Source organism: Nocardia alba NBRC 108234, from assembly GCF_001612665.1.
GTDB classification, from domain to species: Bacteria; Actinomycetota; Actinomycetes; order Mycobacteriales; family Mycobacteriaceae; genus Nocardia; species Nocardia alba.
In genome coordinates this window covers 194,319-220,499 of the sequence record NZ_BDAX01000001.1, presented here as the reverse complement: position 1 = coordinate 220,499, position 26,181 = coordinate 194,319, and the positions used below count along the sequence as shown (strand labels likewise).

Below are 26,181 nucleotides of genomic sequence, written 5' to 3'. Positions count from 1 at the left end.
CGGCGGTGGCTGCCGGGTCGATCGACCTGAGCGGACGCGTCGTCGTGGTGTCCGGGGCGGCGGGCGGCGGCATCGGCACCTCGGTGGTGGAGATGGTCGCGCGGGCCGGGGCCACCGTGATCGCGGTGAGCCGTTCGAAGGACAACCTCACGACCCACATCGACCCGCTGATCGAGCAGGGGCTCGCGGTGGTGCCGGTGGCGGCCGACGCCGCCACCGACGACGGCATCGCCACGGTGCTCGCGACGATCCGCGCCACCGAGGGCGACCTGCACGGTCTGGTCAACGTGGCGGGCGGCGCGGCCCCGGCGACGTGGATGCCCGCGCTGCGGGTGAGTCGCGCCGATTGGCGAGCGCTGTTCACCCAGAACCTCGAAACGATGTTCTTCATGAGTCAGGCCGTCGCCGCCGAATTGAAAACGCGGCAACGGCCCGGCTCGATCGTCTCGATCTCCTCGATCAGCGGCATGAACACCGCGCCGTTCCACATCGGCTACGGCACGGCCAAAGCCGCGTTGGTGGCCGCGACCCGGACCATGGCGGTCGAACTCGCCGCCGACGGCATCCGGGTCAACGCCATCGCGCCCGGGGTGACCAAGACCCCCGCTTCGGCGACCTATGTCGGCGAGGACGCCGACCGGGACCGGCGCGCCATCGCCATGGGTCGGCGCGCGCGGCCCGAGGAGCAGGCGGGCGCGATCCTGTTCCTGCTCTCGGACCTGTCGACCTACATCACGGGTCAGACGCTGCTGGTCGACGGCGGACTCGACCTCAAGTGGACCCATCTCGACGCCGATCACACATCGCTGTTCCTCGAGGACGACGCGTTCCGCACCGCCATCACCCGCTAGGAGAGGTCATGACCGACACCACCGAGTCCGCGCTCACCGCTACCGAGGAGGCGCTGTCGACCCCGCGCACGATCGGCGTGGAGGCCTATCTGTCGCCGGACTACGCGCGCGCCGAACGCGACAAGCTGTGGACCAAGGTGTGGCAGCAGGTCGGTCGGGTCGAGGAACTGGCCCAGGTCGGCGACTTCCTCACCTACGACATCCTCGACGACTCGATCATCGTGGTGCGCTCGGCGCCCGACACGCTGCGCGCCTACTACAACGTCTGCTCGCATCGGGGCCGCAGGCTGATCGACACTCCCCCGGGCGCGCGGGAGGCACACGGCCGCCGCAAGCAGTTCGTCTGCGGATTCCACGGCTGGCGCTACGACCTCGAGGGCCGCAATACCTTCGCGGCCGAGCAGCAGGACTGGCCGTGCGGGCTGACCCCGGACCGCACCCGGCTCGGCGAGGTGCGGGTCGACACCTGGGGCGGCTGGATCTGGATCACCATGGACCCCGAGGCCGAACCGCTGCGGGAGTACCTGGAGCCCGCGGCCGGGCTGCTCGATCCGTTCCAGCTGGAGAACATGCGCTATCGGTGGCGGCGCTGGCTGGTCTTCGACTGCAACTGGAAGGTCGCGTTGGAGGCGTTCATGGAGACCTACCACGTGCCCTACACCCACCCCGAGTTCATGAACTTCGGCAATTTCCTCGGGTGGTCGCGCGCCCAGGGCAAGCACAGCAACATCGGCTACGACGCGCCAAAGGGCATGGAGGAGAACCAGGCCAAGCTGCGGCTCGGCGCCGGACCCGACGCCCGCATGTCCACGGCCGAACTCCAGAACTTCACCTGGGAGAACGCCAACACCAACACCACCCGCACCCTGGTCGACGCCGCGAATCGGCTGGTCGCGGAGCTGCCCGAGGGCACCCCGGCCGATCAGGTGCTCAAACACTGGCTGCAATCGGCCCGCGAGTACGACGCCGATCGCGGGGTGGTGTGGCCGACGGTGGACCCGCAGGTCGTCGCGGCGGCGGGGACCGCGTGGCAGATCTTCCCCAACTTCCAGATCGGGCACGCGCTCAACAACATGCTCTGCTACAGCGCCCGGCCCTACGGCTACGACCCCGACAAGTGCATCTTCGAGGCGGCCGTCTACGAACTGTTCCCGGCCGGCCAGGAACCGAAGACCGAGTGGGAGTACACCGCCGCCGACGATCCGGCCTGGCGCACCGTCCTGCCCCAGGACTTCTCGAACATGGCCGCCGTGCAGCAGGGCATGAAGACGCGCGGCTTCGCCGGGCCGATGCCCAACCCCTACCGCGAACGCAGCGTCGTGAACCTGCACCACAACCTGGCCACCTACATGGGCACCGGCGCACCGCGCGACCTCGCCTGAGTCCCGTGCCCTGATCACCCGAAACACCGCACCACACCGAGGAATTCGCATGCAGAACTGCGCACCAACGCAGACACCCGAGGTCGATCACGAAGCGCTCCGGGCGAAGTATCTCGCCGAACGCGACAAGCGCATCCGCCCCGAGGGCCAGCAGCAGTACGTGACGGCCGAGGCGGACTTCGCCGAGTATCACGAAGCCGACCCGTACACCCCGGTCCAGCCGCGACCGCCGATCTCCCAGGACATCGACGTGGCGATCCTCGGCGGCGGGCTGGCCGGACTCGTCACCGCAGCCCGGATCAGCGAGGCCGGGGTGGCGGACTTCCGGATCATCGAGCACGCCGGCGATTTCGGCGGCGCGTGGTACTGGAATCGCTACCCCGGCATCCAGTGCGACACCGACTGCTACTGCTATCTGCCGCTGCTCGAGGAGGTCGGCTACGTCCCGAAGCAGAAGTACTCCTACGGCGACGAGGTCTTCGAGCACTGCCAGCGCATCGGCAGGCACTTCGGTCTCTACGACAAGGCGATCTTCGGCACGCTCACCCGCTCGATGGCGTGGGACGAGTCGATCCAGCGCTGGCGGATCGGCACCGATCGGGGCGACGAGATCCGCGCCCGGTTCGTCGTCATGTGTCAGGGCCCGTTCAACCGGCCCAAGCTGCCCGGCATCCCCGGTCTGGGCGATTTCGCGGGACACACCTTCCACACCGCGCGCTGGGACTACGAGTACACCGGCGGCGACATGCGCGGGGGCCTGGACAAGCTCGCCGACAAGCGGGTGGCGATCATCGGGACCGGCGCCAGCGGCGTGCAGTCCATCCCCCACCTGGCCCGCTCGGCGCGCCATCTCACCGTCTTCCAGCGCACCCCGTCCTACATCTACGAGCGCGGCAACGTGCCCACCGACCCCGCGTGGGCCGAGAGCTTGCAGCCCGGCTGGCAGGAGGAGATCCGCCGCAACTTCCACACCGGCGCGTTCGAAGCCTACGGTCCCGGTCAGGACGATCTGGTCTGCGACGGCTGGACCGAGGTCAGCCGCAACGTGCGCGACCACCTCGACAGCACCGGCGGCTGGGCGGAGCTGACGCCGGAGAAGTTCATGGAGCTGCGCGAGCTGGCCGACTATCGGGCGATGCAGCGGGTGCGCGACCGGGTCGACGAGATCGTCACCGACCCGGCGACCGCCGAGGCGCTCAAGCCCTACTACCGGTTCCTGTGCAAGCGGCCGTGTTTCAACGACGAGTACCTGCCGACCTTCAACCGCGACAACGTCACGCTCGTCGATGTTTCCGGCACCAAGGGCGTCGAGCGGATCACCGCCACAGGCATCGTCGCCGACGGCGTCGAACACGAGGTGGACTGCATCATCTTCGCCAGCGGTTTCGAGATCACCACCGACCTCGACCGACGCTTCGGCATCGCCCCCTACGTGGGCCGCGACGAGCTCTCGCTCTACGACCACTGGGCCAAGGGCTACCGCACCCTGCACGGCACGATGACCACCGGTTTCCCGAACCAGTTCTTCACCGGGTTCGTCCAGGGCGGGGTGACCGCGAGCACGACGGCCATGTTCGAACAGCAGGCCCGCCACATCGCCTTCATCATCGAGCAGACGATGAGCCGGGGCGCGACCACGGTGGAACCCACCGCCGACGCGCAGGAACAGTGGTGCGCGACCGTGCGCGAGAGCGCGATCGACAACAGCAACTTCCAGCGCGAGTGCACCCCCGGCTACTACAACAACGAGGGCGAACAGCAGATCCGCTCCCATCTCGGCGACCCGTACTGGCCCGGCTTCTACGCCTTCGAGGATCTGCTCCAGGCGTGGCGCGACACCGGCGAGCTGCCCGGCCTGGCGCTGGGCACCCCGACCGAACCGGCCCGATGAGGCGCGCGGCGAGCGGAGCCCACCATGTCTGAACTCGGGTTCGAGGGCAGAGTCGCCGTGATCACCGGCGCCGGACGCGGATTGGGCCGCGCCTACGCGCTGCTGCTCGCCGCGAAGGGCGCCAAGGTGGTCGTCAACGATCCCGGCGCCACCATCAGCGGGGACAGCGGCGACGCCGGAGTCGCCGCGGCGGTGGTCGAGGAGATCACCGCCGCCGGCGGCATCGCGGTGGCCAGCACCGATTCGGTGGCGACGGCACAGGGCGGGCGCGCGATCGTGGCGACCGCGATCGAGGCCTTCGGCCGGATCGACATCATCGTGCACAACGCGGGCAACAACCGGTACGCGCCGCTGGCGCAGATGTCCTACGAGGATTTCGACGCCGTCCTCGACGTCCACCTGCGCGGCGCGTTCCACGTGGTGCGCCCGGCGTTTCCGCTGATGTGCGAGGCCGGATACGGCCGGGTGGTCCTCACCTCCTCGATCGGCGGGCTCTACGGCAACCACCGCGTCGCCAACTACGGCGCCGCCAAGGCGGGGCTGATCGGACTGTCGAACGTGATCGCGCTCGAGGGCGCCGAGCACGGCGTGCGCTGCAACGTGATCGTGCCCGCCGCGCTCACCCGCCTCGCCGAGGGCATCGACACCTCGGCCTACCCGCCCATGGACCCGGAACTGGCGGCGCCGGTGGTGGGGTGGCTCGCGCACGAATCCTGCTCGATCACCGGGGAGATGCTGGTGTCGATCGCGGGACGCGTGGCGCGGGCGTTCATCGCCGAGACCCCCGGGGTGTACCAGCCGAGCTGGTCGATCGAGGACGTCGGCGCGCGGATCGACGACATCCGGGCGACCGAGGATCCCTGGATCCTGCCGGTCGTCCCCTCCGGACACATCGACCACATCACCAAGAGCTTCGCGACAGCTATGAAGGGCAGCACGCATGTCGGTTAAAGTCTACGAACGCATTCTGCAACTCTTCGAAGCCGAGGGCATCAACACCCTGTTCGGCATTCCCGACCCCAACTTCGTGCACATGTTCCATCTCGCCGAAGAACGCGGTTGGACGGTGGTGGCCCCGCACCACGAGGAGTCGGCCGGTTTCATGGCCGAGGCGGTGTCCCGGATGACCGGCAAGGCCGCGGTGTGCATCGGCACCCTCGGCCCCGGCGTCGCCAACCTGGCCGGAGCCATGATGTGCGCCAAGGTCGAGAACTCGCCGGTGATCTTCCTGGGCGGGCAGCGCGCGCGGATCACCGAACAGCGGGTGCGGCGCGGTCGCATCCAGTTCGTCAAGCAGGCGGAACTGTTCGAGCCGTCGGTGAAGTACTGCGCCAGTATCGAATACGCCGACCAGACCGACGAGGTCATCCGGCAGGGTCTGCGCAAGGCGCTTTCGGGCACCCCCGGCCCGGTGTACATCGAGTACCCCTCGCACGTCATCCAGGAGGAGCTCGAGGTCGCGCCCGCGCTGGCGCCGTCGGCGTATCGCCTGGTCGGACAGACCGCCGGTGCGGACCGGATCGCCGAGGCGGTCGACTACATCCGCGCGGCGAGCCAGCCCGTGCTGTTGGTCGGACACGGCGTGCACACCACGCGCGCCGGCGAGTCCGTCCGTGCGCTCGCCGAGGCCATGGCCTGCCCGGTCATCCAGACCTCGGGCGGCACCTCCTTCATCCCCGGGCTCGAGGACCGCACTTTCCCATACGGGTTCTCGGCGGCGGCGATCGACGCGGTCGTGAAATCCGATCTGTGCCTGGCCATCGGCACCGAGCTGGGCGAACCGGTGCACTACGGGCGCGGACGGCACTGGGTCGCCAACGAGGCCAACCGCAAGTGGATCCTCGTCGAGCAGGACCCCGAGGCCATCGGGGTGAACCGATCGGTGGACGTGCCGCTGGTCGGTGACCTGCGCGCGATCGTCCCGCAGCTGGTCGAGGCGCTGCGCGAGACCCCACGCACCCCCACCCCCGAGCTCGCGGGCTGGATCGAACAGGACGCGGCCCAGCTCGCGGAACTGGCCGAGACCGCGCCGTCGGGGATGTCGCCGGTGCACCCGGCGCGGCTGATCGTGGAGGCCACGCAGGCGTTCCCGGCCGACGGCATCATGGTGCGCGACGGCGGCGCCACCACGATCTTCGGCTGGACCTACTCGCAGGCCAAACCCCATGACGTCATGTGGAATCAGAACTTCGGGCACCTGGGCACCGGCCTGCCCTACGCGGTAGGCGCGGGCGTGGCCGACGGCGGCAAACGACCGATGATGCTGATCACCGGCGACTCCTCGTTCCAATTCCACATCGCCGAACTCGAAACCGCGGCGCGCCTGAACCTGCCCCTGGTCTGCGTGGTCGCGGTCGACTACGCCTGGGGGCTCGAGGTCGGCGTCTACAAGCGCACCTATGGGCAGGGCTCGCTCGAGACCGGCGTGCACTGGAGCAAGAACACCCGGCTGGACAAGGTCGCCGAGGGCTTCGGCTGCTACGGCGAATACGTCGAGCGCGACGAGGACATCGCCCCCGCCATCAAACGCGCCTACGCCAGCGGGCGTCCGGGCGTCATCCACGTCGCGGTCGACCCGAAGGCGAATTCGGAAGAAATGCCGAGCTACGACGAATTCCGCACCTGGTACGCGGAAGGCACTCAGTGAGGAAATCATGCGTGAATATCTGAAGCTCTACATCGACGGGCAGTGGACCGACCCCGCCGAACCGCACACCATCGACGTGGTGAATCCGGCCACCGAGCAGGTGTGCGGCACGGTGGCCGTCGGCACGGCGGCGGACGTGGACCGCGCGGTCGCCGCCGCGCGCGCCGCGTTCGACGGGTGGTCGAGCACCGAGCCCGCGCAACGGCTCGCGCTGCTGCGCGCGGTTCTCGCCGAATATCAGAAACGCGCCCCCGATCTCGGGGCGGCGCTGATCGAGGAGCTGGGGGCACCGGCCGCCCTGGCCAACGGCTTCCAGGTGGACCTGGGGACGGGCCACCTCAGCACCACGATCGAGGTCCTCGAGGGATTCCGCTTCGAGGAACAGCGTGGCGCGTCGCTGATCGTGAAGGAGCCGATCGGGGTCTGCGCCCTGATCACCCCGTGGAACTGGCCGCTGAACCAGATCGCGGTGAAGGTCTTCCCCGCGCTGGCCACCGGCTGCACCATGGTGCTCAAGCCCTCCGAACTCGCGCCGTTCTCCGGCCAGATCTTCGCCGAGATCCTCGATGCCGCCGGTGTTCCGGCCGGGGTGTTCAACCTGGTGCAGGGCGACGGCCTCGCGGTCGGCGTGCCGTTGGCGAGTCATCCCGACGTCGACCTGGTCTCGTTCACCGGCTCGGCCAGGGCGGGCATCGATATCGCGCGCAACGCGGCGGCCGGGGTCAAGCGGGTCACCCAGGAGCTCGGCGGCAAGAACCCCAACATCATCCTCGATGACGACGCCTTCGCCGAGAACGTCGGCAAGGGCGTCGTGAGCATGATGCTCAACTCGGGCCAGACCTGCAGCGCGCCCTCGCGCATGCTGGTGCCCGGCGCGCGGATGGCCGAGGCGATCGAGGTCGCACGCGCAGCGGCCGAGGGGGTCACCGTCGGCGATCCGCACGGCGAGTTCGCCATCGGCCCGGTGGTCTCGGCCAACCAGTTCGACAAGATCCAGACACTGATCGCCAAGGGCATCGGCGAGGGGGCCACGCTGGTGGCGGGCGGGCCGGGCAAACCGGACGGTCTGAGCACCGGCTACTACGTGCGGCCCACCGTCTTCGCCGAGGTCACCAACGACATGACGATCGCCCGCGAGGAGATCTTCGGGCCGGTCCTGACGATCCTGGGCTACGACGATCTCGACCACGCCGTCGAGATCGCCAACGACACCGAGTACGGCCTGGCCGGCTTCGTCGCCGGCACCGACCTGGCGCAGGCGCGCGCGGTCGCCCGCCGGATCAGGGCGGGGTCGATCGCGATCAACGACGGGTTCGATTTCCACACGCCTTTCGGCGGCTACAAGAAGAGCGGCAACGGCCGCGAGTGGGGCGATTTCGGCTTCCACGACTACCTCGAGATCAAGGGCGTGCTCGGTTACGCGCCGCCGGAAGAATGAGAGGCGACCGATGCCTATCCTGGCCACGAAGAAACTGAGCGACGCCGTCGGCGTGGAGGTGCTCGACGCCGACGCCGACCGGCTGCTGCACGACCCCGACATTCCGGCCGCGTGCATGGCGGCGCTCGAGGAGCACGGCGTCCTGCTGTTTCGCGAACTGCACATCGGCGACGACGCGCAGGCGGCGTTCGGGCGGCGGCTGGGCGAGCTGGTGCAATTCCCGCTCTACGCCAACCCCGATGTCATGCAGATCAGCTTCGACCCCGACAATCCCAACGCGGAGTACTTCGCGAGCAACGATTTCTGGCACCTCGACGGCGCGTTGGACGCCATCCCGGCCAAGGCGTCGATGCTCAGCGCGCACGTGATCGCCACCGAGGGCGGCGAGACCGAGTTCGCCAGCACCTACGCGGCCTACGACAACCTCTCCGAGGACGAGCGGCAGCGCGTCGCCGACCTGCGGGTGGTGCACACCTTCGCCGCGATCCAGAAGCTGACCTACCCGGACCCCACCGAGGAGCAGCTCACCGAATGGGCCTCGCGCACGGTGCGCGAGCATCCGCTGGTGTGGCAGCACGACACCGGGCGTCGCTCCCTGGTCTTCGGGGCGACCACGTCCCACATCGTCGGCATGGACCCCGAGCAGGGGCGCGCACTGCTCGACGACCTCCAGGCGCGCGCCACCGCACCGGAGCGCGTGCTGCGCCACGCCTGGTCGGTGGGCGATCTGGTGATCTGGGACAACCGGGGCCTGGTCCACCGGGCGTGCGAGTTCGACCGGCGCGAACCGCGCCGGATGCACCGCACCACCCTCGCGGGCGACGAGGCCATCAAATGAGCGCCCGCACCGCGATCGTCACCGGCGGCGCGTCGGGGATCGGCGGCGCGATCAGCGCACGGCTCGCCGCCGGCGGGGCATCCGTCGCCATCTTCGACCTCAACGGTGACGCGGCCAAGGATGCCGCCGCCGCGATCGAGAACGCCGGCGGTCGGGCGATCGGCCTGCCGGTCGACGTCACCGACCGCGCGGCGATCGACGCCGGGGTCGCCGAGGTCCGCGCTCGGCTCGGCCGACCGGCGGTGCTGGTGAACAGCGCCGGTCTCACCCTGGACGGACCGTTCCTCGAGATCAGCGCCGAGACCTGGAACCGGGCCTTGGCGATCAATCTCACCGGGACCTTCGACTGCTGCCAGGCGGTGATCCCGGACATGATCGAGCAGGGCTGGGGACGCATCGTCAACATCTCGTCGTCGAGCGTGCACAGCGGCGCGGCCGGGCTGGCCGGGTACGTCGCGGCGAAATCGGGCGTGGTGGGTCTGACCAAGGTGCTCGCGCTCGAGTTCGCCAAACGCGGCATCACGGTGAACACCATTCCGCCGGGCTTCATCGACACCCCGATGCTGCGCCACACCGTGGACCGGGGGTTCATCGACGTCGAGGCGCAGATCGCGCGCACCCCGGTCGGCCGGATCGGCACACCCGCCGACGTGGCCGCCACCTGCGCGTTCCTGGTGAGCGAGGAGGCCGGTTATCTCACCGGTCAGATCATCGGCGTCAACGGCGGGCGGAACACGTGACGGCGGCGCAAGAGCCCCGCATCGCGCCGTTGCCGAAGGCGGAGTGGTCCCCGGAGATGACCACGTTCATGGCCGAGTATCGCAGCGCGGCGATCGGCGACAAGCCGTCGACCGGGCGGCAGAGCGGGGCGAACCTGCTGGGCACGCTGGCCAGATATCCGGCGCTGGCCAAACCGTTCCTCACCTTCAACGGGCACTTCCTCTACGGCTCCACGCTCTCGGCCCGGCAGCGCGAGCTGCTGGTGCTGCGGGTGGCGGCGGTCCAGCGCTGCGGCTACGAGTGGGCCCAGCATTCGATCCTGGCCGCCGACGCGGGCCTGGAGCCCGAGGAGATCGCCCGAATCGAACGGGGTCCGAGCGCGTCGGGGTGGTCGGCGATCGACGGCGCGCTGCTGGCCGCCGTCGACGAGCTGCTCGGCGACGGGGCCGTGAGCGGCCCGACCTGGACCGCCCTGGCGACCGAGTTCGACGAGCACCAGCTGATGGATGTGGTGTTCACCGTGGGCATGTACGCGATGCTCGCCATGGCCCTGAGCTCGTTCGCCGTGGCGGCCGAGGCCGCGCTGGTTCCGTACCTGCCCGCACCGGAGTGAGCGCGGGCAGGTGGGCGCGGACTATCCGCGGCGGGTGAGCACCGCGTCGGCGGCGGCCCAGTGCTCATCCGCCACCCACAGGCGCGCGAAGGCCGCGACGGCCTCCTCGGCCGACACCCCACCGACGACCCGCTTGATCTCGGCGGCCTGCGGGGTGGCCAGCGACCGGGCCAGCGCGCGCCAGCCGTCCTCGAACTCCGCGCGCGGCAGCACCCGATCCACCAGGCCGAGGCGCTGCGCCTCGACGACGTCGAGGATCGCGCCGGACCCGGCGAGCAGCAGCGCGCGGCTCTTGCCGACGAGGGCGGCGAGGCGTTCCGCGCCGCCCCAGGCCGGCATGATCGCCAGCGCGGACTGGTTGAAGCCGATCTTGATATCGTCGGCGGCGACGCGGATGTCAGCGGCCACCGCGAACTCGGCGCCGCCGCCTAGCGCATGCCCGTTGAGCGCGGCGATCACGGGGGCGGGGAAACTCGCCAGCCGGTCGCAGATCGAGCGCATCCGCCAGGCCATCGCCGCGGCCTGTTCCTCGGTGCGCAGAGCGCTGAGTTCTTTCAGGTCACCGCCGGAGACGAACGCGCGCTCACCGGCTCCGCGCACGACGAGAGCACGCGCACCCGCCGCCTTGTCGAGCGCCTCGTCGAGCTCGTCCATCGTGACGGGCGCGATGGCGTTGCGCGCGTGCGGTCGATCGATCGTGATGACCGCGACGCCCTCGTCCAGCTCGAGCTCGACCATCTAAGATTCTCCCATCACGAGATTGTCATTCTTGTTTTCAGAGAATAACATCATCGCCGCAGAACTTCGGATCGGGCATTGGAGTCTCACGTGCGCAGCATTCCCGCCGACTTGGTCGAGCACTACCGAACGCAGGGCTGGTGGACCGGCGAACCGATCGGCGAGCTGCTGACGCGCGGCCTCGCCGCCGCCCCGGACACCGAATTCCGGGTGCACTCCGCCGAGCGTCCCTGGTCGGGCACCTTCGGCGAGGTCGAGCACCGGGCCCGTCGCCTCGCCGCGGGCCTGCGCGCCCGCGGCGTCGGGCCCGGCGACGTCGTGGCCTTCCAGCTGCCCAACTGGATGGAGGCCGCCGCCACCTTCTGGGCGTCGGCCTTCCTCGGCGCGGTGGTGGTGCCCATCGTGCACTTCTACGGCCGCAAGGAACTCACCTACATCCTCGAGGCGACCACGCCACGGGTGTTCATCGGAGCGGAGCGCTTCGGGCGCCTCGAGTTCCAGGCCGATCTCTGCGCCGACATCCCGATCGTCGGCGTGGTGGGACGCGACTTCGACGACCTGCTCGCCGACGAACCGATGCCCGGATTCCTCCCGACCGATCCGGCCGGCCCCACACTGATCGCCTTCACCTCGGGAACCACCAGCGCGCCCAAGGGCGTCGTACACAGCCATGAAACCCTCGGTCACGAAACCCGGCAGCTGTCCGCCTGGTACCCGCCCGACCGCGGCAAACAACTCACCGCCGCACCCGTCGGGCACTTCATCGGCATGGTGAACGCCTTCCTGATCCCGGTGCTGGACGCGTCGCCGGTGAACCTGGCCGATGTGTGGGACCCGCAGCGCGTCCTCGCGCTGATGCACAGCGACGGACTCACCGTGGGCGGCGGCGCGACGTACTTCGTCACCAGCCTGCTCGACCACCCCGATTTCACCGCCGCGCATCTGCCCCGGATGCGGTACGCGGGCCTGGGCGGGTCGTCGGTGCCCGCGGCGGTCACCCGCAGGCTCGACGAACTCGGCATCACGGTCTTCCGCTCCTACGGCAGCACCGAGCACCCGTCGATCACCGGGTCACAGATCACCGCGGCCTCGGACAAACGCCTGTTCACCGACGGCGATGTCCTACCCGGCGTGGAGATCCGCCTGGCCCCCGACGGCGAAATCCTCAGTCGCGGACCGGAATTGTGCCTCGGCTACACCGACGACGCCCTGACCGCCGCCGCCTTCGACGCCGACGGCTGGTACCGCACCGGCGACATCGGCGAACTCGACGCCGACGGCTACCTCACGATCACCGACCGCAAGGCCGACATCATCATCCGCGGCGGCGAGAACATCAGCGCCCTCGAAGTCGAGGAGGTCCTGCTGACAATGCCCGGAATCGCCGAGGCGGTCGTCGTCGCCGCACCGGATGCCCGCCTCGGCGAGCACGCCGCCGCCGTGGTGCGACTGCGCACCGGCCACGAGATGCCGACCATCGACGAGATGCGTACGCATTTCGACAAAGCCGGTGTCGCCAAACAGAAGTGGCCCGAGGAGCTGCACCAGGTCGAGGATTTCCCCCGAACTGCCAGCGGCAAGGTGCAGAAGTTCCACGTCCGACGAAACATCGCCGACCGCCAACCGTTGCACGGCTGAACTCCCGCGCCCAGACGTGGAGCCGCGAAAATCCACGCAGCGACCGCGTACGGGCCCGAATCAGCGCACTGCTGGTGTCGAATCGACGGTCTCGGTGCGTAGTTCGAGAACGCTTGGGGACCTCACACTCGGCAATCCCGTTCTGCCATCGCATTCCACTACCGTCGACGGTATGCGCAATACCCAGTGGACAATCCTTGGTGAGCGGGTACTCGACGAGAGTCGGCACATCCGGCTGTCGACCGCCGATATCCGCCTGCCGGATGGGGTGGAGTTCACTCAGTACGTCGCCAGGATGCCACGGTGCGCGATGACTCTGGTGCTCAACGACTCCCGCGAGGTGCTGCTGATGTACCGGCACCGATGGATCGTCGACCAGTGGGTTTGGGAGCTGCCTGGCGGGTATGTCGACCACACCGAAGACGTGGCTTCGGCAGCGGCCCGCGAAGTCGAGGAAGAAACCGGGTGGCGCCCCCGCACCATGCAACACCTGGTGACCTACCAACCCGCGATCGGCACTCTCGACCATCCACAGGAGGTGTACCTCGCTCGCGGTGCCGACCTCACCGACACGCGCCCGGACGTCAATGAAGCCGAGGCAATTCGGTGGGTGCCGATCGATGAGGCTGTGCAGATGATCGACCGTGGCGAAATCATCGGTGCTGCAACTGTAGTCGGCGTATACCGAGCGCTCACACTGCCTCAGCTGCCACCACCCGTTGACGGAAGTCCGCGATCAACGACTATGGGCAACTGACGTCGGATGACCGCATCACCCCGAAGCGAGATGCGATCACCTGGCATTGCCGCCAATACTGTGCTGATCGACTCAGCGATCGCGGCCACCGTCATCGACGGACCCGCCTACGACTGAGCCGTGTCTCGCGCGTCGGGCCCGGCCAGGATCGTCACGGCCGCGACCGCCGTGGGGCCACCGATGGAGTGCGCCAACCCGATTCGGGCCCGGTCGACCTGGTTCACCGCGTCGCCGCGCAACTGCTCGAACAACTCCACGCACTGCGCCACCCCGGTGGCGCCCGGCGGATGTCCCTTCGACTTCAAGCCGCCGCTCGGATTGACCGGTAGCGCGCCGCCCACGCTGGTGACGCCCGCTTCGACGAGCTTGTGGGCCTCGAACCGATCGGCGAACCCGAGATCCTCGTAGCTCATCAACTCGATGCCGGTGAAGAAGTCGTGCACCTCGGCGACATCGATGTCCGACGGGGTCAGCCCGGCCATGCCGAACGCCTGGCGCGCGGCACGGACCGTGGCGGGGAATGTCGTCATGTCCCGCTTGTGCTGGTGCATCACCGAATCCATGCCGAGTCCCACCCCGCGAATCCACACGGGGCGGTCGGTGTAGCGATCAACCACGTCCTCAGCCACCAGCACGAGCGCCGCCGCCCCGTCGCTCTGCGGCGCGCAGTCGTAGAGCCCGAAGGGCGTGACCACCGTCGGCGCCGCGAGGGCTTCCTCGATACTGATCTCGAAGCGCAACCGCGCCTTGAGGTTTCGGACACCGTGCCGATGGTTCTTCACCGCGACCATGGCCATGTGTTCGCGTGTGGCAGGTGATTCGTGCAGGTACCGTGCCACGTGCAGCGCGAACCCGGCAGGCGCGACCAGCCCGAGCGGGTAGTCCCAGGCCATGTCACGGGTCATCGCCTCCCACTCCCACAGCATGTCCTTGGATGCCGACTCACGCAGCTTGTCCGCGCCGACCACCAGGGCCACGTCGATAGCGCCGGAGGCGATCGCGAGCAGCGCGTTGCGGACCGCGTCGTGCCCGGTGGCGCAGGCGTTCTCGACGCGGGTCACCGGAATGTCGGGCAGCCCGAGGGTGTCGGCGAGAATGCCGGAGGCGAACCCGTCGGCGGTGCCGAGCTCACCGAACCACGCCGCCTGGATGTCGGATTTTCGGAACCCCTTGTCGATGGTGCGCGCGCAGTCGGCGAAGGCCATCGGCACCAGATCTTTGATACCGAGCGCGAAATGCTCGGCGAAGGGCGTCATTCCGGCGCCGACGATGGCGACTCTTCTCATGCTGCCGACTCCTGTCGTTCGGGGGTTTCCGGTTCGAAGGCGTAGCCGTAGTCCGGCACGCCGGAGCGCACCGCCACGCGCCGCAACACCATGCGGCCGCGATCGCCGATGTCCACCGAACCCGGTTCGGCGCTGGTCACTTTCACCAGCGCGCGCACGCCGACCTCGTCGAGTTCGACGATGACCAGCGAATACGGCGTTTTCAGCCCGGGCACCGGCACATGCACCGTCACCGACGTGTACACGGTGGCGGTGCGGGGCAACGGCACCAGCGTGTAGTCGGTGCGCAAAGTGCCGTCGTCGTCCACCCGATAGCGGGGTGGGAAGTCCAGTTCGTCGGTGCCGTCGTGGCGTCCGGCCGCCCAGCGCACTTTCGCCTCGAACGCGCGCTCATAGGCGGCCAGCGAGATCGGGATGTCGGCCCCGGGCACGAAGCTCGTCACCGGTTTCTCCCGCGGCGGCGGTTCGCGCCGATGCACCGGCACCGCGCCCGCCGCGACCGTGACGCCGGACAGACTGCCCTGTTCCACCCCGACCAGCGGGCCGGCCTGCCCCGCGTCCACCATCGCCGCCAGCGCGAACAATCCAGAACTCGCCCCCAAGGTGGGCAGCGGCGGCGGAGTACCGATACACAGGTCGGTGGCCTGTTCGTGATCGACACCGGCCACCGCGACCGGGGTGTCGAGCCAGGACGCGGCCAGTGACCCGAGAAGTCCGCGTTCGCGCAATAGTCGGGGGTCGCCGTAGTCGTGCACGACGCCGGTGGCGTAGCGGGTCCGGACCGGCAGACTCCGGGCGACGCGCGCCGCGGTGCGCACCTGCAGTCCGCGTTCGCCCGTGACGGCGGCGGCTGCGCCGGCCGGATCGAGGTCGACGCCGATCACCAGGGTTCGCGGCCGCGCCGAGCCGAGGGCGTCGAGGGTCGCGGGTGCGCCGCCGAGCCGTTCGGTGACCTCGAGCTCGGAATCCAGACCGAGGCCTGCCAGCAGTACCGCGGCGTTGCCGCCTTCCAGCAGCGGCAGATCCCGGCTGACCAGCACGACGTGCTCCACCCCGGCCCCCGAGGCGATCGCGGCCCGGCCCGCTTCGACGGCGAGGGTGATCGCGTCCTCGTCGTCACCGGGTACGCGCTGTTCGGCGGTACCCCAGCACGGCAGATAGGTACCGACCGAAGCGATCAACGGCATCGTGCTCTCCCGACCTAGGTGATAATGTGATTCTCATATTAGAGAATGCAGTCTAGCAACAGGCCGGAATCGGTGACATTGCGATCCGCTCCCTGGATCTTTCCGACAATTGAATGGGGAGTCTCATGACTGGGACAACTCTCCCGCTGCCCAGCGGCGGCATCACCGTCATCGGGCGCCTGCGCGCGTACACCTACCACTACGGCACGGCGGTGCTGCCGGATCTCACGATCGCTGCCTGTGCCGTGCTCGTCTCCGCGGAGGCGGGCCATCTCACCCTCACCCCCACCGACTCCGAAGGCGACTCCACACCATGACCAGTGCCGGTTCCGATCTGGTGCGGCTACCGCACGAGGTACCGATCAGCTCCTACGTCGTCGATATCGACGGAATCCCGATGTCGGCCACGGTCGCCGAGGCGGCCGACCCGCGCGCCGTCATCATCGCCGTCCACGGCGGCGTGACGACCTCCGCCTACTTCGACTGCCCCGGCCACCCCCGGCTGTCGCTGTTGCGCACCGCGCCCGCGCTCGGGTTCACGGTGGTCGCGATCGACCGCCCCGGCTACGGCAGTTCGGCGCCGCACGCGGCCGACATCGCACCGGCCGCCCGCCGCGTCGACCTCGCCTACGCCCTGGTGGAGCGCGTGCTCGGGACGCGCGAGCGCGGAGCGGGGATGTTCATCCTCGCGCATTCCGCCGGGTGTGAACTGGCCGTCCGGATGGCCGCCGACGAGCGTGGCGCGCAGTTGCTCGGCATCGAACTCGCCGGCACCGGCAGGAAACACCACCCCGAAGCCATCAGCAACCTGACAGCGGCCGGGCCGGGGCGCGGCGAACGTCTGCGCGAACTGCTCTGGCAGCCGAGCCGTCTGTACCCGGCCGAGGTCTTCGGTGGCGCGGCGATCGCGTCGCCGGGCCCGGCGTACGAGGCCACCATGATGCCGCAGTGGGTGGCGCACGATTTCGAGCACACCGCCGCGAAGGTCCGCGTTCCCGTCCAGTTCACCGTGGGCGCGTACGAAAAGGTTTGGCGCACCGACCCACTCGCGTTGGGCGAGATCACCGCGCTGTTCACGGCCGCGCCGCGCGTGCTGCTCCACGAGCAGGCCGATGCGGGCCACAACCTGAGCATGGGGCATTCGGCGACCGCCTATCACCTCCGGGTGATGTCGTTCATCGAGGAATGCGTGATCGCGCGCCGCTGAGATCGCCGATCAACGAAATCCGCCCCACGACAAGGATTGTCGTGGGGCGGATTTCGTCGGTGTCTCAGAGGCCGAGGGATTTGGCGATGATCACCTTCATGACCTCACTGGTTCCGGCGTAGATCCTGGCCACTCGCGCGTCGGTGTACAACCGTGCGATCGGGTACTCGCTCATATAGCCGTAACCACCGAACAGCTGCAGACACCGATCGACCACCCGGCCTTGCATTTCGGTGGTGAACAGCTTCACGCGTGCCGCATCGGGGCCGGACAGTTCACCGTCGACCAGATCCAGCACGGCACGATCCACCATGGCCTGCGCCGCCTCGACCTCGGCCGACATCGCGGCGAGTTCGAACTTGGTGTTCTGGAAGGACGCGACCGGTTTCCCGAAGGCCTTGCGTTCCTTGACGTAGTCGATCGTGGCGGTGATCGCGGCCCGCGCCTGGGCAACCGAGCCGACCGCGACCGTCATCCGTTCCTGCGACAGATTGTTGCCGAGGTAGCCGAAGGCCTCGCCTTCGGCCCCGAGCCGATTCGCCACGGGAACCCGGACCGCGTCGAACGACAGCTCGACGGTGTCCTGCACCTTGCAGCCCATCTTGTCCAGCACCCGCCCGCGCTCGAAGCCGGGCATGCCGTCCTCGACCACCAGCAGGGTCAGACCCGCGCGCCGGTTCTCCGGATCGGTCGAGGTCCGCGCCACCACGATCACCAGATCGGCGAGCAGGCCGCCGGTGATGAACGTCTTCGCGCCGCTGAGCAGATAGTCGTCGCCGTCGCGCACCGCGTAGGTGCGCATCCCGGCCAGATCGGAGCCGGTGCCGGGTTCGGTCATCGCGATTGCGGTCAGCAACGAACCGCTCGCCAGCCCGGGGAACCAGCGTTCACGTTGCTGCTCGTCGGCGTAGGCCAGGAAATACGGGAGGATGACATCGAGCTGGGTGCGCACCGTGCTCAGCGTCACCAGCGCTCGCGCCGCTTCCTCCTGCAGGACGGCGTTGTAGCGGTAGTCCCGCAGGCCCGCTCCCCCGTACTCCGGTGGGATGGCGACGCCGAGAATGCCGAGGGCACCGAGCTTTTCGAAGACCTCGCGCGGCATCTGCCCGGCCTTTTCCCACTCGGCGTAGTGGGGCGCGATCTCCTTGTCGATGAATTCCCTGGCCAGCCCGCGGAAGGCTTCGTGGTCCTCGGTGTAGATGTCTCGGCGCACCGATGTCTCCTTGTTGCTCAGGCGACCAGTTCGACGATGGCGGCGTTGGCGGTGCCGCCGCCCTCACACATCGTTTGCAGGCCGTAGCGAATTCCGTTGTCGCGCATGTGATGAACCATCCGGGTGAGCAGACCCGCCCCCGAACCACCGAGCGGATGACCGAGCGCGATGGCACCGCCGAGCGGGTTGAGCAGCTGTGCGTCGGCGCCGGTTTCGGCGAGCCAGGCCAGCGGCACCGACGCGAACGCCTCGTTCACCTCGAAGACGCCGATCTCGGCGAGATCGAGACCTGCTTTGCGCAGGACCTTCTCGGTCGCCGGAATCGGACCGGTCAGCATGAGTACCGGGTCGGCGCCGGTCACCGCGCCCGCGCGGTAGCGCACCAGCGGTGTCAGCCCCAGTTCGCGGGCCCGCTCCGGTGTCGTCACCAGCACCGCGGCGGCACCGTCGGAGATCTGGGAGGAGTTACCCGCGTGGATCACGCCGTCGGCTTGGAAGGCCGGCTTGAGTTTGGCCAGGGTCTGGGGTGTCGTCCCGCGGCGCACGCCTTCGTCGGCGGTCACCGTCCCCGCCTCGGTCTCGACGGGCACGAGCTGGGCGTCGAACGCGCCACGGTCCTGCGCGGCCGCGGCCAGTTCGTGCGAGAGCGTGGCGAATTCGTCGAGCCGATGGCGATCCAGCCCCCACTTCTGGGCGATCAGCTCCGCGGAAATGCCCTGGTTGAACGAGAAATCCTGGTAGCGCGCACGGGCTTTCGGGCCGTAGGGGGCACCACCCTCCTTCGCCGCGCCGAGCGGGACCCGGCTCATCACCTCGACCCCACCCGCGACGACGACATCCTGCTGCCCCGACATCACCGCCTGCACAGCGAAATCCACCGCCTGCTGGCTCGAGCCGCACGCCCGGTTCACCGTCGTGCCGGGAATGCTCTCCGGCCATCCGGCGGCCAGCACCGCGTAGCGCCCGATATTGCTCGACTGGTCACCGACCTGGGAGACACAGCCCCAGATCACGTCGTCGATCACGGCCGGGTCGATCCCGGTGCGCTCGATCAGGGCGTTGAGTACCACCGCGGACAGATCCGCCGGATGGGTGCCCGACAGGCCGCCGTTGCGTTTGCCCCACGGCGTGCGCACCGCCTCGACCACTACTACCTCACGCATGGCGCTCTCCATTCGAACTAGTCATCGTTGTGTTCGGTCTGCCGGGCGATCGCCCAGCGGCCGGTGAACTCCGGTTCCCGGGCGGCCGCGAACGCCGCGAAGGCCTCCGGTGCGTCGGCGGTCGCGAAGTTCACCCCCTGCGCCCGGGCCTCATTGGCCAGCGCGTCGCGCAGGGTGCGGTCCGCGCCCTCGTTCAGCAGTGCCTTGGTCTGGGCCAGCGCCACCGGCGGTCCGGCGGCGAGCCGTTCGGCGAGCTCGACGACGAAGGCATCGAGCTCGGGTTCGGCGACGACCCACGTCACCAGGTTCAGCGCGTGCGCCCGCTCGGCGTCGATCGTCTCGGCCAGCAGCGCCAGCCGCTTGGCCTGTTGCAGTCCCACGAGTTTGGGCAGCAACCAGGACCCGCCGAGATCGAGCGAGAGCCCGCGACGGGTGAAGATCTGCGAGAACCGCGACTGCGGCGTCGCGACCACCAGATCGCAGCCCAGTGCCAGGTTCCAGCCCGCGCCGACCGCCACCCCGTGCACCTTGGCGATGGTGGGAATCGGCAACTCGTGCAGCAGCAGCGCGACATCGGTGAGCGCGCGCAACTTGTGCAGGGGATGGCTGGGGTCGGGTGTGGCGATATCCGCGCCGGAGCAGAAGGCCCCGCCCGCGCCGGTGAGCACGAGGGCGCGGACGTCGCGGTCGCGGCCGGCCGCGTCCAGTGCCTCCCGCAGCGCCGCCCACAGTTCGCGATTGATCGCGTTCTTGCGGTGCGGCCGATGCAGGGTCAGCGTGCGCACGCCGTTGCGGTCTTCGGTCAGCAGGATCCGTTCATCGCGGATGTCTTTGTCCCCCAACGTCATCAGGGCACGGCCGTGGCGATGAGACGGTGCAGGCGCAGCAGGGCGATCTCGTCGTCGGTGAGACCGAACTCCGCGAGCACCGCGTTCGTGTGTTCGCCCAGCGCGGGCACCGCCCCCATCGGCGGGTCGAACCCGGCGATGATCGGCGGCGGGAGCAGCGCCGGGATCTGCCCGACCGGGGTATCGATCCGACGCCAGCGATCGCGCTCGGTCAACTGGGGATGATCCAGCACTTCGCTCGGGGTGTTGTAGCGGGCGTTGCCGATGCCCGCCGTGTCGGCGGCCTGCTGGATGTGGGCCAGGTCGTGGCCGGCGCACCACGCGCCGATCTCGGCGTCGAGCACCTCGCGATGACGAACCCGGTCGGAATTGCTCCGGAAACGTGGGTCGTCGGCCAGATCCGCTCGCCCCAGCAGTTCGCGCGAGAGCCGTTGCCATTCCCCGTCATTGGTGGTGCCCAGCACGACGGTCTGCCCGTCACCGGTCGGGTACGCGCCGTAGGGCGCCACCGCGGGCGAACTCATGCCGAGCGGCTGCTGATCGATGCCGGAATGCCGGGTGTAGGTGAGCTGGTAGCCCATCACCTCGGCCATCGTGTCGAACAGGCTGACCGTGACCGCCGCCCCCTTCCGGGTGCGCCGGTCGCGCGCGGACAGCATGGCCAGGATCGAGATCGCCGCGTACAGACCGGAGCAGACATCGGCGACCGGTGGACCGGGCTTGGCGGGCGCGCCCGCCGCACCGGTCACCGCGCACACTCCCGATTCCGCCTGTGCCAGTAGGTCGTACGCGCGTTTGCCCGATAGCGGACCGCCCGCGCCGAAGCCGTCGATCTCGACCGCGATCAGGTCGGGATGGCTGTGCTCGAGGTCGGCGGGGGTGATGCCGAGCCGCGCGGTGGCGCCGGGAGCGAGATTGGAGACGAGCACGTCGGCGTGGTCGAGCAGCCGGTGCAGCACCTCCATTCCGGCCGGCGACTTCAGGTTCAGCGCCACCGATTCCTTGCCACGATTCACCCAGACGAAGTGCGCCGCGAGGCCGTCGACCACGTCGTCGTAGTACCGGGCGAAATCGCCACCGTCCGGGTTCTCGATCTTCAGCACCCGCGCACCGAGATCGGCCAGGGTGCGCGTGCACATCGGCGCGGATACCGCCTGCTCCAGCGCCACCACCGTGACGCCGGCCAACGGCGCGGGGTCCGCCGCCGCGTGTGCGGCCATCACATCACCATGCCGCCGTCGACCGGCAGCACCTGCCCGGTGACGAAGGAGGCCGCGTCGGAGGCGAGGAACACGAAGGCGCCCGCCACCTCATCCGGTTCCGCCCAGCGGCGCAACGGAATTCGGTTCAGCATCTGCGCGGAGAACTTCTCGTTGGTGCGCAGGGTGCTGGTCATAGGAGTCGCCGCCAGCGGGGCGAGCGCGTTCACCAGGATCTGCTTGCGGGCCAGCTCGCGCGCCAGCGACTTCGTGACGCCGATGATGCCGGCCTTGGCCGCGGAGTAGTTCACCTGGCCGAGCGTGCCGACGATGCCGGCCGACGAGGTGACATTGATGATCCGGCCGGTGCCGTCGGTCGCCAATTTCGCCAGCGCGGCCTGCGAGCACCGGAACGTGCCGAGCAGGTGGATGTCGAGCAACAGCGACACCGATTCCTCGCTGGTCTCGGCGAACATGGCCGGAGCGGTCACACCGGCGTTGTTCACCAGAATGTGCAGCACCCCGTCGGCAAGCTCGGCCGCCGCGGCGACGGCCGCGTCCGCGGACGCTCGGTCGCGCACGTCGAGCGCCGCGCTGCGGGCAGTGCCGCCCTCGGCCACGATCTTCTCCGCGACCACGGCCGCGGCGGCGCCGTCGACATCGGTGACCAGCACCGCGGCGCCCGCGGTGGCCAGGGCCCGCGCGACAGCGGCACCGATGCCGCCTGCCGCACCCGTGACCAGTGCCGATCGTCCGGTCAGATCGAACAGTGCTGTGTTGACGGTCATTTCAGTAGCTCCTCGGCATTCCCAGCGTGTGCGATCCCAGGTAGTTCAGGATCATTTCCTGACTGATCGGCGCGATTTTCATCACGCGCGCCTCGCGGAAGTAGCGGGCGACGTTGTACTCCTCGGCGTAACCCATCCCGCCGTGGGTTTGCAGCGCGCGATCGGCGGCGGTGAAACCCGCCTCCGCGCACAGATACTTGGCGGTGTTGGCCTCGCGACCGCACGGTTGGCCGTTGTCGTAGAGCCAGGTGGCCTTACGCAGGACCAGCTCGGCGGCGTCGAGATGGGTCAACGAGTCGGCGAGCGGGAACTGGATGGCCTGGTTCATCCCGATCGGCCTGCCGAAGACTTCGCGGTCGCCCGCGTAGCGCACAGCCCGGTCCAGGGCGACCCGGCCGATGCCGAGTGCTTCGGCGGCGATCAACATCCGCTCGGGATTGAGCCCGTCCAGCAGATACCGGAAACCCATGCCCTCTTCGCCGACCCGGTCCTCGACCGGAATCCGCAGGTCGTCGATGAACAGCTCGTTCGAGGTGACGGCGTTGCGACCCATTTTCGCGATCGGCCGGATGTCGACCTTGGTGCGGTCGAGATCGGTGAGGAACAGGGTCATGCCGTCGGTCTTCTTCTCGACGTCCTCGTACCGGGTGGTGCGCGTGAGCAGCAGGATCTTCTCCGACTCCATGGCCTTGGAGATCCACACCTTGCGCCCGTTGACCACGTAGTGGTCGCCCTCGCGCCGGGCGAAGGTACTGATCCGGGTGGTGTCGAGGCCCGCACCCGGTTCGGTGACCCCGAAACACACGTGCAGATCACCGTTGACGATGCGGGGCAGGGTCCGGCGCTTGAGCTCCTCGGATCCGTGCACCACCACCGGATGCATGCCGAAGATCGACAGGTGAATCGCGGTGGCCGCGTTCATCCCACCGCCGGAGCGGGCGACCTCCTCGAGCAGGATCGACGCCTCGGTGATCCCCAGCCCGTGCCCGCCGTACTCCGGCGGAATCGTGATGCCGAGCCAGCCGCCCGCGGCGATGGTGTCGTAGAACGCCGTCGGGAACTCGTGGGCCTGATCGCGCTCCATCCAGTACTTGTCGTCGAACTTCTTCATCAGCTCGGCGACCGAGTCGCGGATCAGCTGCTGATCCTCGCTCAGCGCGAAACTCATCCCGGCGGACATGCGTGGTTCCCCCATCAGTCCGAGGCGGGCAGCGCTTTGGCCGCCTTCACCGTCATCGGCTCGCCGTCGCAGCTCAACGAGCCCGCGCCCGCCGCGATGCACAGCACCTCGACGCCCTCGGCGACATCCACATACCGCTTGCCGATCACCGTGCGCGGCGCACCGCTCGCGGCGACCGTGGGGGCGTTGACGGCAGGGATCATCGGGCTCGCGCCGCAGGTGATCACGGGCGTGCGGTTGGCCGGTACCCGGATCACCACCACTCGCGTACCGCAGACGGTGCTGGCGAGTTGATCACCGGGACGCAGTGGCACTGCGGTCATGGTGGATCTCCCTTCCTGAGGTTACGTCGCTCTCTCTCAATGAAAACTAGCTTCTCATTCAGCGAGAATCAATGACCCGTTGACTATCCGCCCAACCCATGGAAATCTTACAGTTCAAATACGAGAACGTGATTCTCCGAATCGAGAGGAGGCAGTGATGCGCCTACCCCCGCTGCCGGCGGACCAATGGGACGAGCAGGTTCAGCGCGCCCTGTCCGGTCTGCTGCCCCGGGACCGGCAGAACCCGGCGGACGCCGGAAACGCACTGTCCACCCTGGTCCGCCATCCGGACCTGACGAAGGCCTACCTGAGCCTCGGTGTGCACCTGCTGTTCCGGTCGACACTGCCGGCGCGGGTACGCGAACTGGCGATCCTGCGCGTCGCCCATCGACGCGGCTGCGCCTACGAGTGGGCCCATCACGTGGAGATGGCCCACGAGTCCGGCGTGAGCGCCGCCGATATCGCGGCGGCACAGGGCGGGCCCCCCACCGACGAGTTCGATCGCGTGATCTTCACCGCGACCGACGAACTCGACACCACAGCGAACCTGTCCGATTCGACCTGGGCCGCCCTCGGCGCGCACCTCGACGAGCGGCAGTGCATGGATCTGGTCTTCACGGTCGGCGGCTACGGCATGTTGGCCATGGCCTTCAACACCTTCGGCGTCGAAGTCGAACACACGGAAAGGTAATCCTTTGGCCCACTTCACCAAGCCGACAGCGGGTAGCTGGACGGAGCACTACCCCGAGCTCGGCACCGAGCCGGTGGACTACACCGACTCCATCGACCCCGACTTCTACGAGGACGAGCGCAACGCCATCTTCAAGAAGACCTGGCTCAATATCGGTCGCGTCGAACGACTTCCGAAGGTCGGCAGCTACTTCACCAGGGAACTGCCCTCGGTCGGCACCTCGCTCATCATCGCCAAGGGCAACGATCAGGTCGTGCGGGCGTTCCACAACATCTGCCGCCACCGCGGCAACAAGCTGGTCTGGGACGACTTCCCGAACGAGGAGACCTCGGGCACGTGCCGCCAGTTCACCTGCAAGTACCACGCCTGGCGCTACAGCCTCGAGGGTGAGGTGAACTTCGTCCAGCAGGAGAAGGAGTTCTTCGACCTCGACAAGCAGCTCTACGGCCTCAAGACCGTGCGCTGCGAGGTGTGGGAGGGCTTCATCTTCGTCAACCTCGACGAGGACGCCCCGCCGCTCACCGAGTACCTGGGCACCCTCGTCGCCGGCGTCGAAGGCTACCCGTTCCACGAGTTCACCGAGGTCTACAGCTACCGCGCCGAGATCGGCAGCAACTGGAAGCTGTTCATCGACGCGTTCGCCGAGTTCTACCACGCGCCGATCCTGCACATGAAGCAGGCGGTCAAGGACGAGGCCGACAAGCTGGCGGGCACCGGGTACGAGGCGCTGCACTACGAGCTGCAGAGCCCGCACTCGATGATCTCCTCGTGGGGCGGCATGGCCCCGCCCAAGGACCCCAACATGGTCAAGCCGATCGAGCGCGTGCTGCGCAGCGGCCTGTTCGGACCGTGGGACAAGCCCGACATCGAGGGCCTGGACAAGCTGCCCGAGGGCATCAACCCCGCCCGCCACCGGGCCTGGGGCGTCGACGAGTTCGAGATCTTCCCGAACATGTCGCTGCTGTTCTGGGAGCCCGGCTGGTACCTCACCTACCACTACTGGCCGACCGCGGTGAACAAGCACATCTTCGAGGCGAACCTGTACTTCGTGCCGCCCAAGACCGCGCGCGAACGCCTGGGCCAGGAGCTGGCCGCGGTCACCTTCAAGGAGTACGCGCTGCAGGACGCGAACACCCTCGAAGCCACCCAGACGATGCTGGCCACCCGCATCGTGTCCGATTTCCCCCTCAACGACCAGGAGATCTTGCTGCGCCACCTGCACAAGGTCGCCAAGGACAAGGTTCAGGAGTACCGAGATGCCACTGCTGCCCGCTGAATTCGCTGATCTGGAGCAGTTCTCCGACTGGGTCCTGCCCACCGAGCCGCAGCGCTACACCAAGCGTCTCGCCTCGAGCATGCCCGACATGCAGGAGTTCTACGACAAGGCGTTCCCCCGGCTGGAGGACGCGATCACCTACTGCGACAAGTTCCCGCTCGACGACCTGCCCGATGATGCCCGCGCACTGCTGCATCTGATGCAGTCGCTGGTGAACGTGTCCTTCCCCGTCGAGGTCTGGAAGCAGGCGCGGGTGCCCGACTCCGGCGCCGCCATGGTCCACCTCATCCGGGAGCCGGTGGTCTGA

Annotated in this window: 26 protein-coding genes; 16 read left to right on the top strand and 10 right to left on the bottom strand. The window is 68.6% G+C overall.

Going from position 1 to position 26,181, the window contains the following annotated elements; translation table 11 throughout:
• Positions 1-5 precede the first annotated feature (5 nt).
• The 9 genes from NA12_RS01050 to NA12_RS01010 are packed head-to-tail and all read left to right on the top strand — an operon-like array spanning position 6 to position 10,380.
• Positions 6-851 carry an SDR family NAD(P)-dependent oxidoreductase gene (locus NA12_RS01050; protein WP_243654861.1) on the top strand — a complete coding sequence of 282 codons (846 nt, stop codon included), beginning with the start codon at positions 6-8 and terminating at the stop codon, positions 849-851.
• Between the two features lie 8 nt (positions 852-859).
• Positions 860-2,233 carry an aromatic ring-hydroxylating oxygenase subunit alpha gene (locus NA12_RS01045; protein ID WP_067444854.1) on the top strand — a complete coding sequence of 458 codons (1,374 nt, stop codon included), beginning with the start codon at positions 860-862 and terminating at the stop codon, positions 2,231-2,233.
• 49 nt (positions 2,234-2,282) lie between these two features.
• The gene (locus NA12_RS01040; protein ID WP_067444851.1) at positions 2,283-4,124 is read left to right on the top strand and encodes a flavin-containing monooxygenase; all 1,842 of its coding nucleotides are present in this window, start codon (positions 2,283-2,285) and stop codon (positions 4,122-4,124) included.
• Positions 4,125-4,148: 24 nt separating this feature from the next.
• A complete protein-coding gene (locus tag NA12_RS01035; protein WP_067444842.1) occupies positions 4,149-5,075 on the top strand; it encodes an SDR family NAD(P)-dependent oxidoreductase in 927 nt (308 codons plus the stop codon).
• Positions 5,065-6,771, top strand: a complete 1,707-nt coding sequence (locus NA12_RS01030) for a thiamine pyrophosphate-binding protein (RefSeq protein WP_067444839.1) — start codon at positions 5,065-5,067, stop codon at positions 6,769-6,771. Before NA12_RS01035 ends, NA12_RS01030 begins: the two co-directional genes overlap by 11 nt.
• Positions 6,772-6,778: 7 nt before the next feature.
• Positions 6,779-8,209 (top strand): aldehyde dehydrogenase family protein, encoded by a 1,431-nt coding sequence (locus NA12_RS01025; RefSeq protein ID WP_067444836.1) that lies wholly within the window; start codon positions 6,779-6,781, stop codon positions 8,207-8,209.
• A 10-nt stretch (positions 8,210-8,219) separates the two neighbouring features.
• Positions 8,220-9,047 carry a TauD/TfdA dioxygenase family protein gene (locus tag NA12_RS01020; protein ID WP_067444833.1) on the top strand — a complete coding sequence of 276 codons (828 nt, stop codon included), beginning with the start codon at positions 8,220-8,222 and terminating at the stop codon, positions 9,045-9,047.
• Positions 9,044-9,787, top strand: a complete 744-nt coding sequence (locus tag NA12_RS01015; protein WP_067444830.1) for an SDR family NAD(P)-dependent oxidoreductase — start codon at positions 9,044-9,046, stop codon at positions 9,785-9,787. Before NA12_RS01020 ends, NA12_RS01015 begins: the two co-directional genes overlap by 4 nt.
• Positions 9,784-10,380 (top strand): carboxymuconolactone decarboxylase family protein, encoded by a 597-nt coding sequence (locus NA12_RS01010; protein ID WP_243654860.1) that lies wholly within the window; start codon positions 9,784-9,786, stop codon positions 10,378-10,380. The genes NA12_RS01015 and NA12_RS01010 overlap by 4 nt, the downstream gene beginning before the upstream one ends.
• 21 nt (positions 10,381-10,401) lie before the next feature.
• Here NA12_RS01010 and NA12_RS01005 read toward each other — a convergent pair whose 3' ends face one another.
• Complete coding sequence (locus tag NA12_RS01005; protein WP_067444827.1) at positions 10,402-11,118, bottom strand: enoyl-CoA hydratase/isomerase family protein; 717 nt, start codon at positions 11,116-11,118, stop codon at positions 10,402-10,404.
• Between the two features lie 90 nt (positions 11,119-11,208).
• On the opposite strand from NA12_RS01005, the gene NA12_RS01000 reads away from it, so the two are divergent.
• Entirely contained in the window at positions 11,209-12,756 is a 1,548-nt protein-coding gene (locus NA12_RS01000; RefSeq protein ID WP_067444824.1) for an AMP-binding protein, read from the top strand.
• Between the two features lie 172 nt (positions 12,757-12,928).
• Positions 12,929-13,513 (top strand): NUDIX hydrolase, encoded by a 585-nt coding sequence (locus NA12_RS00995; protein ID WP_067444822.1) that lies wholly within the window; start codon positions 12,929-12,931, stop codon positions 13,511-13,513.
• A gap of 107 nt (positions 13,514-13,620) precedes the next feature.
• Here the strand turns inward: NA12_RS00995 and NA12_RS00990 are convergent, their stop codons facing one another.
• Together NA12_RS00990 and NA12_RS00985 are read right to left on the bottom strand one after the other, a co-directional pair.
• On the bottom strand, positions 13,621-14,799 hold the full coding sequence (locus NA12_RS00990; RefSeq protein WP_067444820.1) for a thiolase C-terminal domain-containing protein: 1,179 nt from the start codon (positions 14,797-14,799) through the stop codon (positions 13,621-13,623).
• Positions 14,796-15,986 (bottom strand): Zn-ribbon domain-containing OB-fold protein, encoded by a 1,191-nt coding sequence (locus NA12_RS00985; protein ID WP_067444818.1) that lies wholly within the window; start codon positions 15,984-15,986, stop codon positions 14,796-14,798. Before NA12_RS00985 ends, NA12_RS00990 begins: the two co-directional genes overlap by 4 nt.
• Before the next feature lie 125 nt (positions 15,987-16,111).
• Here NA12_RS00985 and NA12_RS00980 point away from each other — a divergent pair, with 125 nt between their 5' ends.
• Together NA12_RS00980 and NA12_RS00975 are read left to right on the top strand one after the other, a co-directional pair.
• Positions 16,112-16,303: a hypothetical protein gene (locus tag NA12_RS00980; RefSeq protein ID WP_067444813.1), complete on the top strand. Its 192-nt coding sequence runs from the start codon at positions 16,112-16,114 to the stop codon at positions 16,301-16,303.
• The gene (locus NA12_RS00975; RefSeq protein WP_067444810.1) at positions 16,300-17,193 is read left to right on the top strand and encodes an alpha/beta fold hydrolase; all 894 of its coding nucleotides are present in this window, start codon (positions 16,300-16,302) and stop codon (positions 17,191-17,193) included. The genes NA12_RS00980 and NA12_RS00975 overlap by 4 nt, the downstream gene beginning before the upstream one ends.
• A 64-nt stretch (positions 17,194-17,257) precedes the next feature.
• On the opposite strand, the gene NA12_RS00970 is transcribed toward NA12_RS00975, so the two are convergent.
• The 7 genes from NA12_RS00970 to NA12_RS00940 are packed head-to-tail and all read right to left on the bottom strand — an operon-like array spanning position 17,258 to position 23,907.
• Complete coding sequence (locus NA12_RS00970) at positions 17,258-18,406, bottom strand: acyl-CoA dehydrogenase family protein (RefSeq protein ID WP_067444807.1); 1,149 nt, start codon at positions 18,404-18,406, stop codon at positions 17,258-17,260.
• 17 nt (positions 18,407-18,423) lie between these two features.
• The gene (locus NA12_RS00965) at positions 18,424-19,569 is read right to left on the bottom strand and encodes a thiolase family protein (RefSeq protein ID WP_067444805.1); all 1,146 of its coding nucleotides are present in this window, start codon (positions 19,567-19,569) and stop codon (positions 18,424-18,426) included.
• Positions 19,570-19,586: 17 nt separating this feature from the next.
• Positions 19,587-20,417 carry an enoyl-CoA hydratase/isomerase family protein gene (locus NA12_RS00960; protein WP_067444801.1) on the bottom strand — a complete coding sequence of 277 codons (831 nt, stop codon included), beginning with the start codon at positions 20,415-20,417 and terminating at the stop codon, positions 19,587-19,589.
• Positions 20,417-21,637, bottom strand: coding sequence for a CaiB/BaiF CoA transferase family protein (locus NA12_RS00955; RefSeq protein WP_067444799.1), 1,221 nt, complete (start codon positions 21,635-21,637; stop codon positions 20,417-20,419). Before NA12_RS00955 ends, NA12_RS00960 begins: the two co-directional genes overlap by 1 nt.
• Positions 21,637-22,404, bottom strand: a complete 768-nt coding sequence (locus NA12_RS00950; protein ID WP_067444796.1) for an SDR family NAD(P)-dependent oxidoreductase — start codon at positions 22,402-22,404, stop codon at positions 21,637-21,639. Before NA12_RS00950 ends, NA12_RS00955 begins: the two co-directional genes overlap by 1 nt.
• Position 22,405: 1 nt before the next feature.
• On the bottom strand, positions 22,406-23,572 hold the full coding sequence (locus tag NA12_RS00945; protein WP_084472281.1) for an acyl-CoA dehydrogenase family protein: 1,167 nt from the start codon (positions 23,570-23,572) through the stop codon (positions 22,406-22,408).
• A gap of 26 nt (positions 23,573-23,598) precedes the next feature.
• A complete protein-coding gene (locus NA12_RS00940; protein WP_067444790.1) occupies positions 23,599-23,907 on the bottom strand; it encodes a hypothetical protein in 309 nt (102 codons plus the stop codon).
• 157 nt (positions 23,908-24,064) lie between these two features.
• Here NA12_RS00940 and NA12_RS00935 point away from each other — a divergent pair, with 157 nt between their 5' ends.
• The 3 genes from NA12_RS00935 to NA12_RS00925 are packed head-to-tail and all read left to right on the top strand — an operon-like array spanning position 24,065 to position 26,181.
• Positions 24,065-24,598, top strand: a complete 534-nt coding sequence (locus NA12_RS00935) for a carboxymuconolactone decarboxylase family protein (RefSeq protein ID WP_067444787.1) — start codon at positions 24,065-24,067, stop codon at positions 24,596-24,598.
• A 4-nt stretch (positions 24,599-24,602) separates the two neighbouring features.
• Positions 24,603-25,874: an aromatic ring-hydroxylating oxygenase subunit alpha gene (locus NA12_RS00930; RefSeq protein ID WP_067444784.1), complete on the top strand. Its 1,272-nt coding sequence runs from the start codon at positions 24,603-24,605 to the stop codon at positions 25,872-25,874.
• Positions 25,855-26,181 carry a hypothetical protein gene (locus NA12_RS00925; RefSeq protein WP_067444769.1) on the top strand — a complete coding sequence of 109 codons (327 nt, stop codon included), beginning with the start codon at positions 25,855-25,857 and terminating at the stop codon, positions 26,179-26,181. The genes NA12_RS00930 and NA12_RS00925 overlap by 20 nt, the downstream gene beginning before the upstream one ends.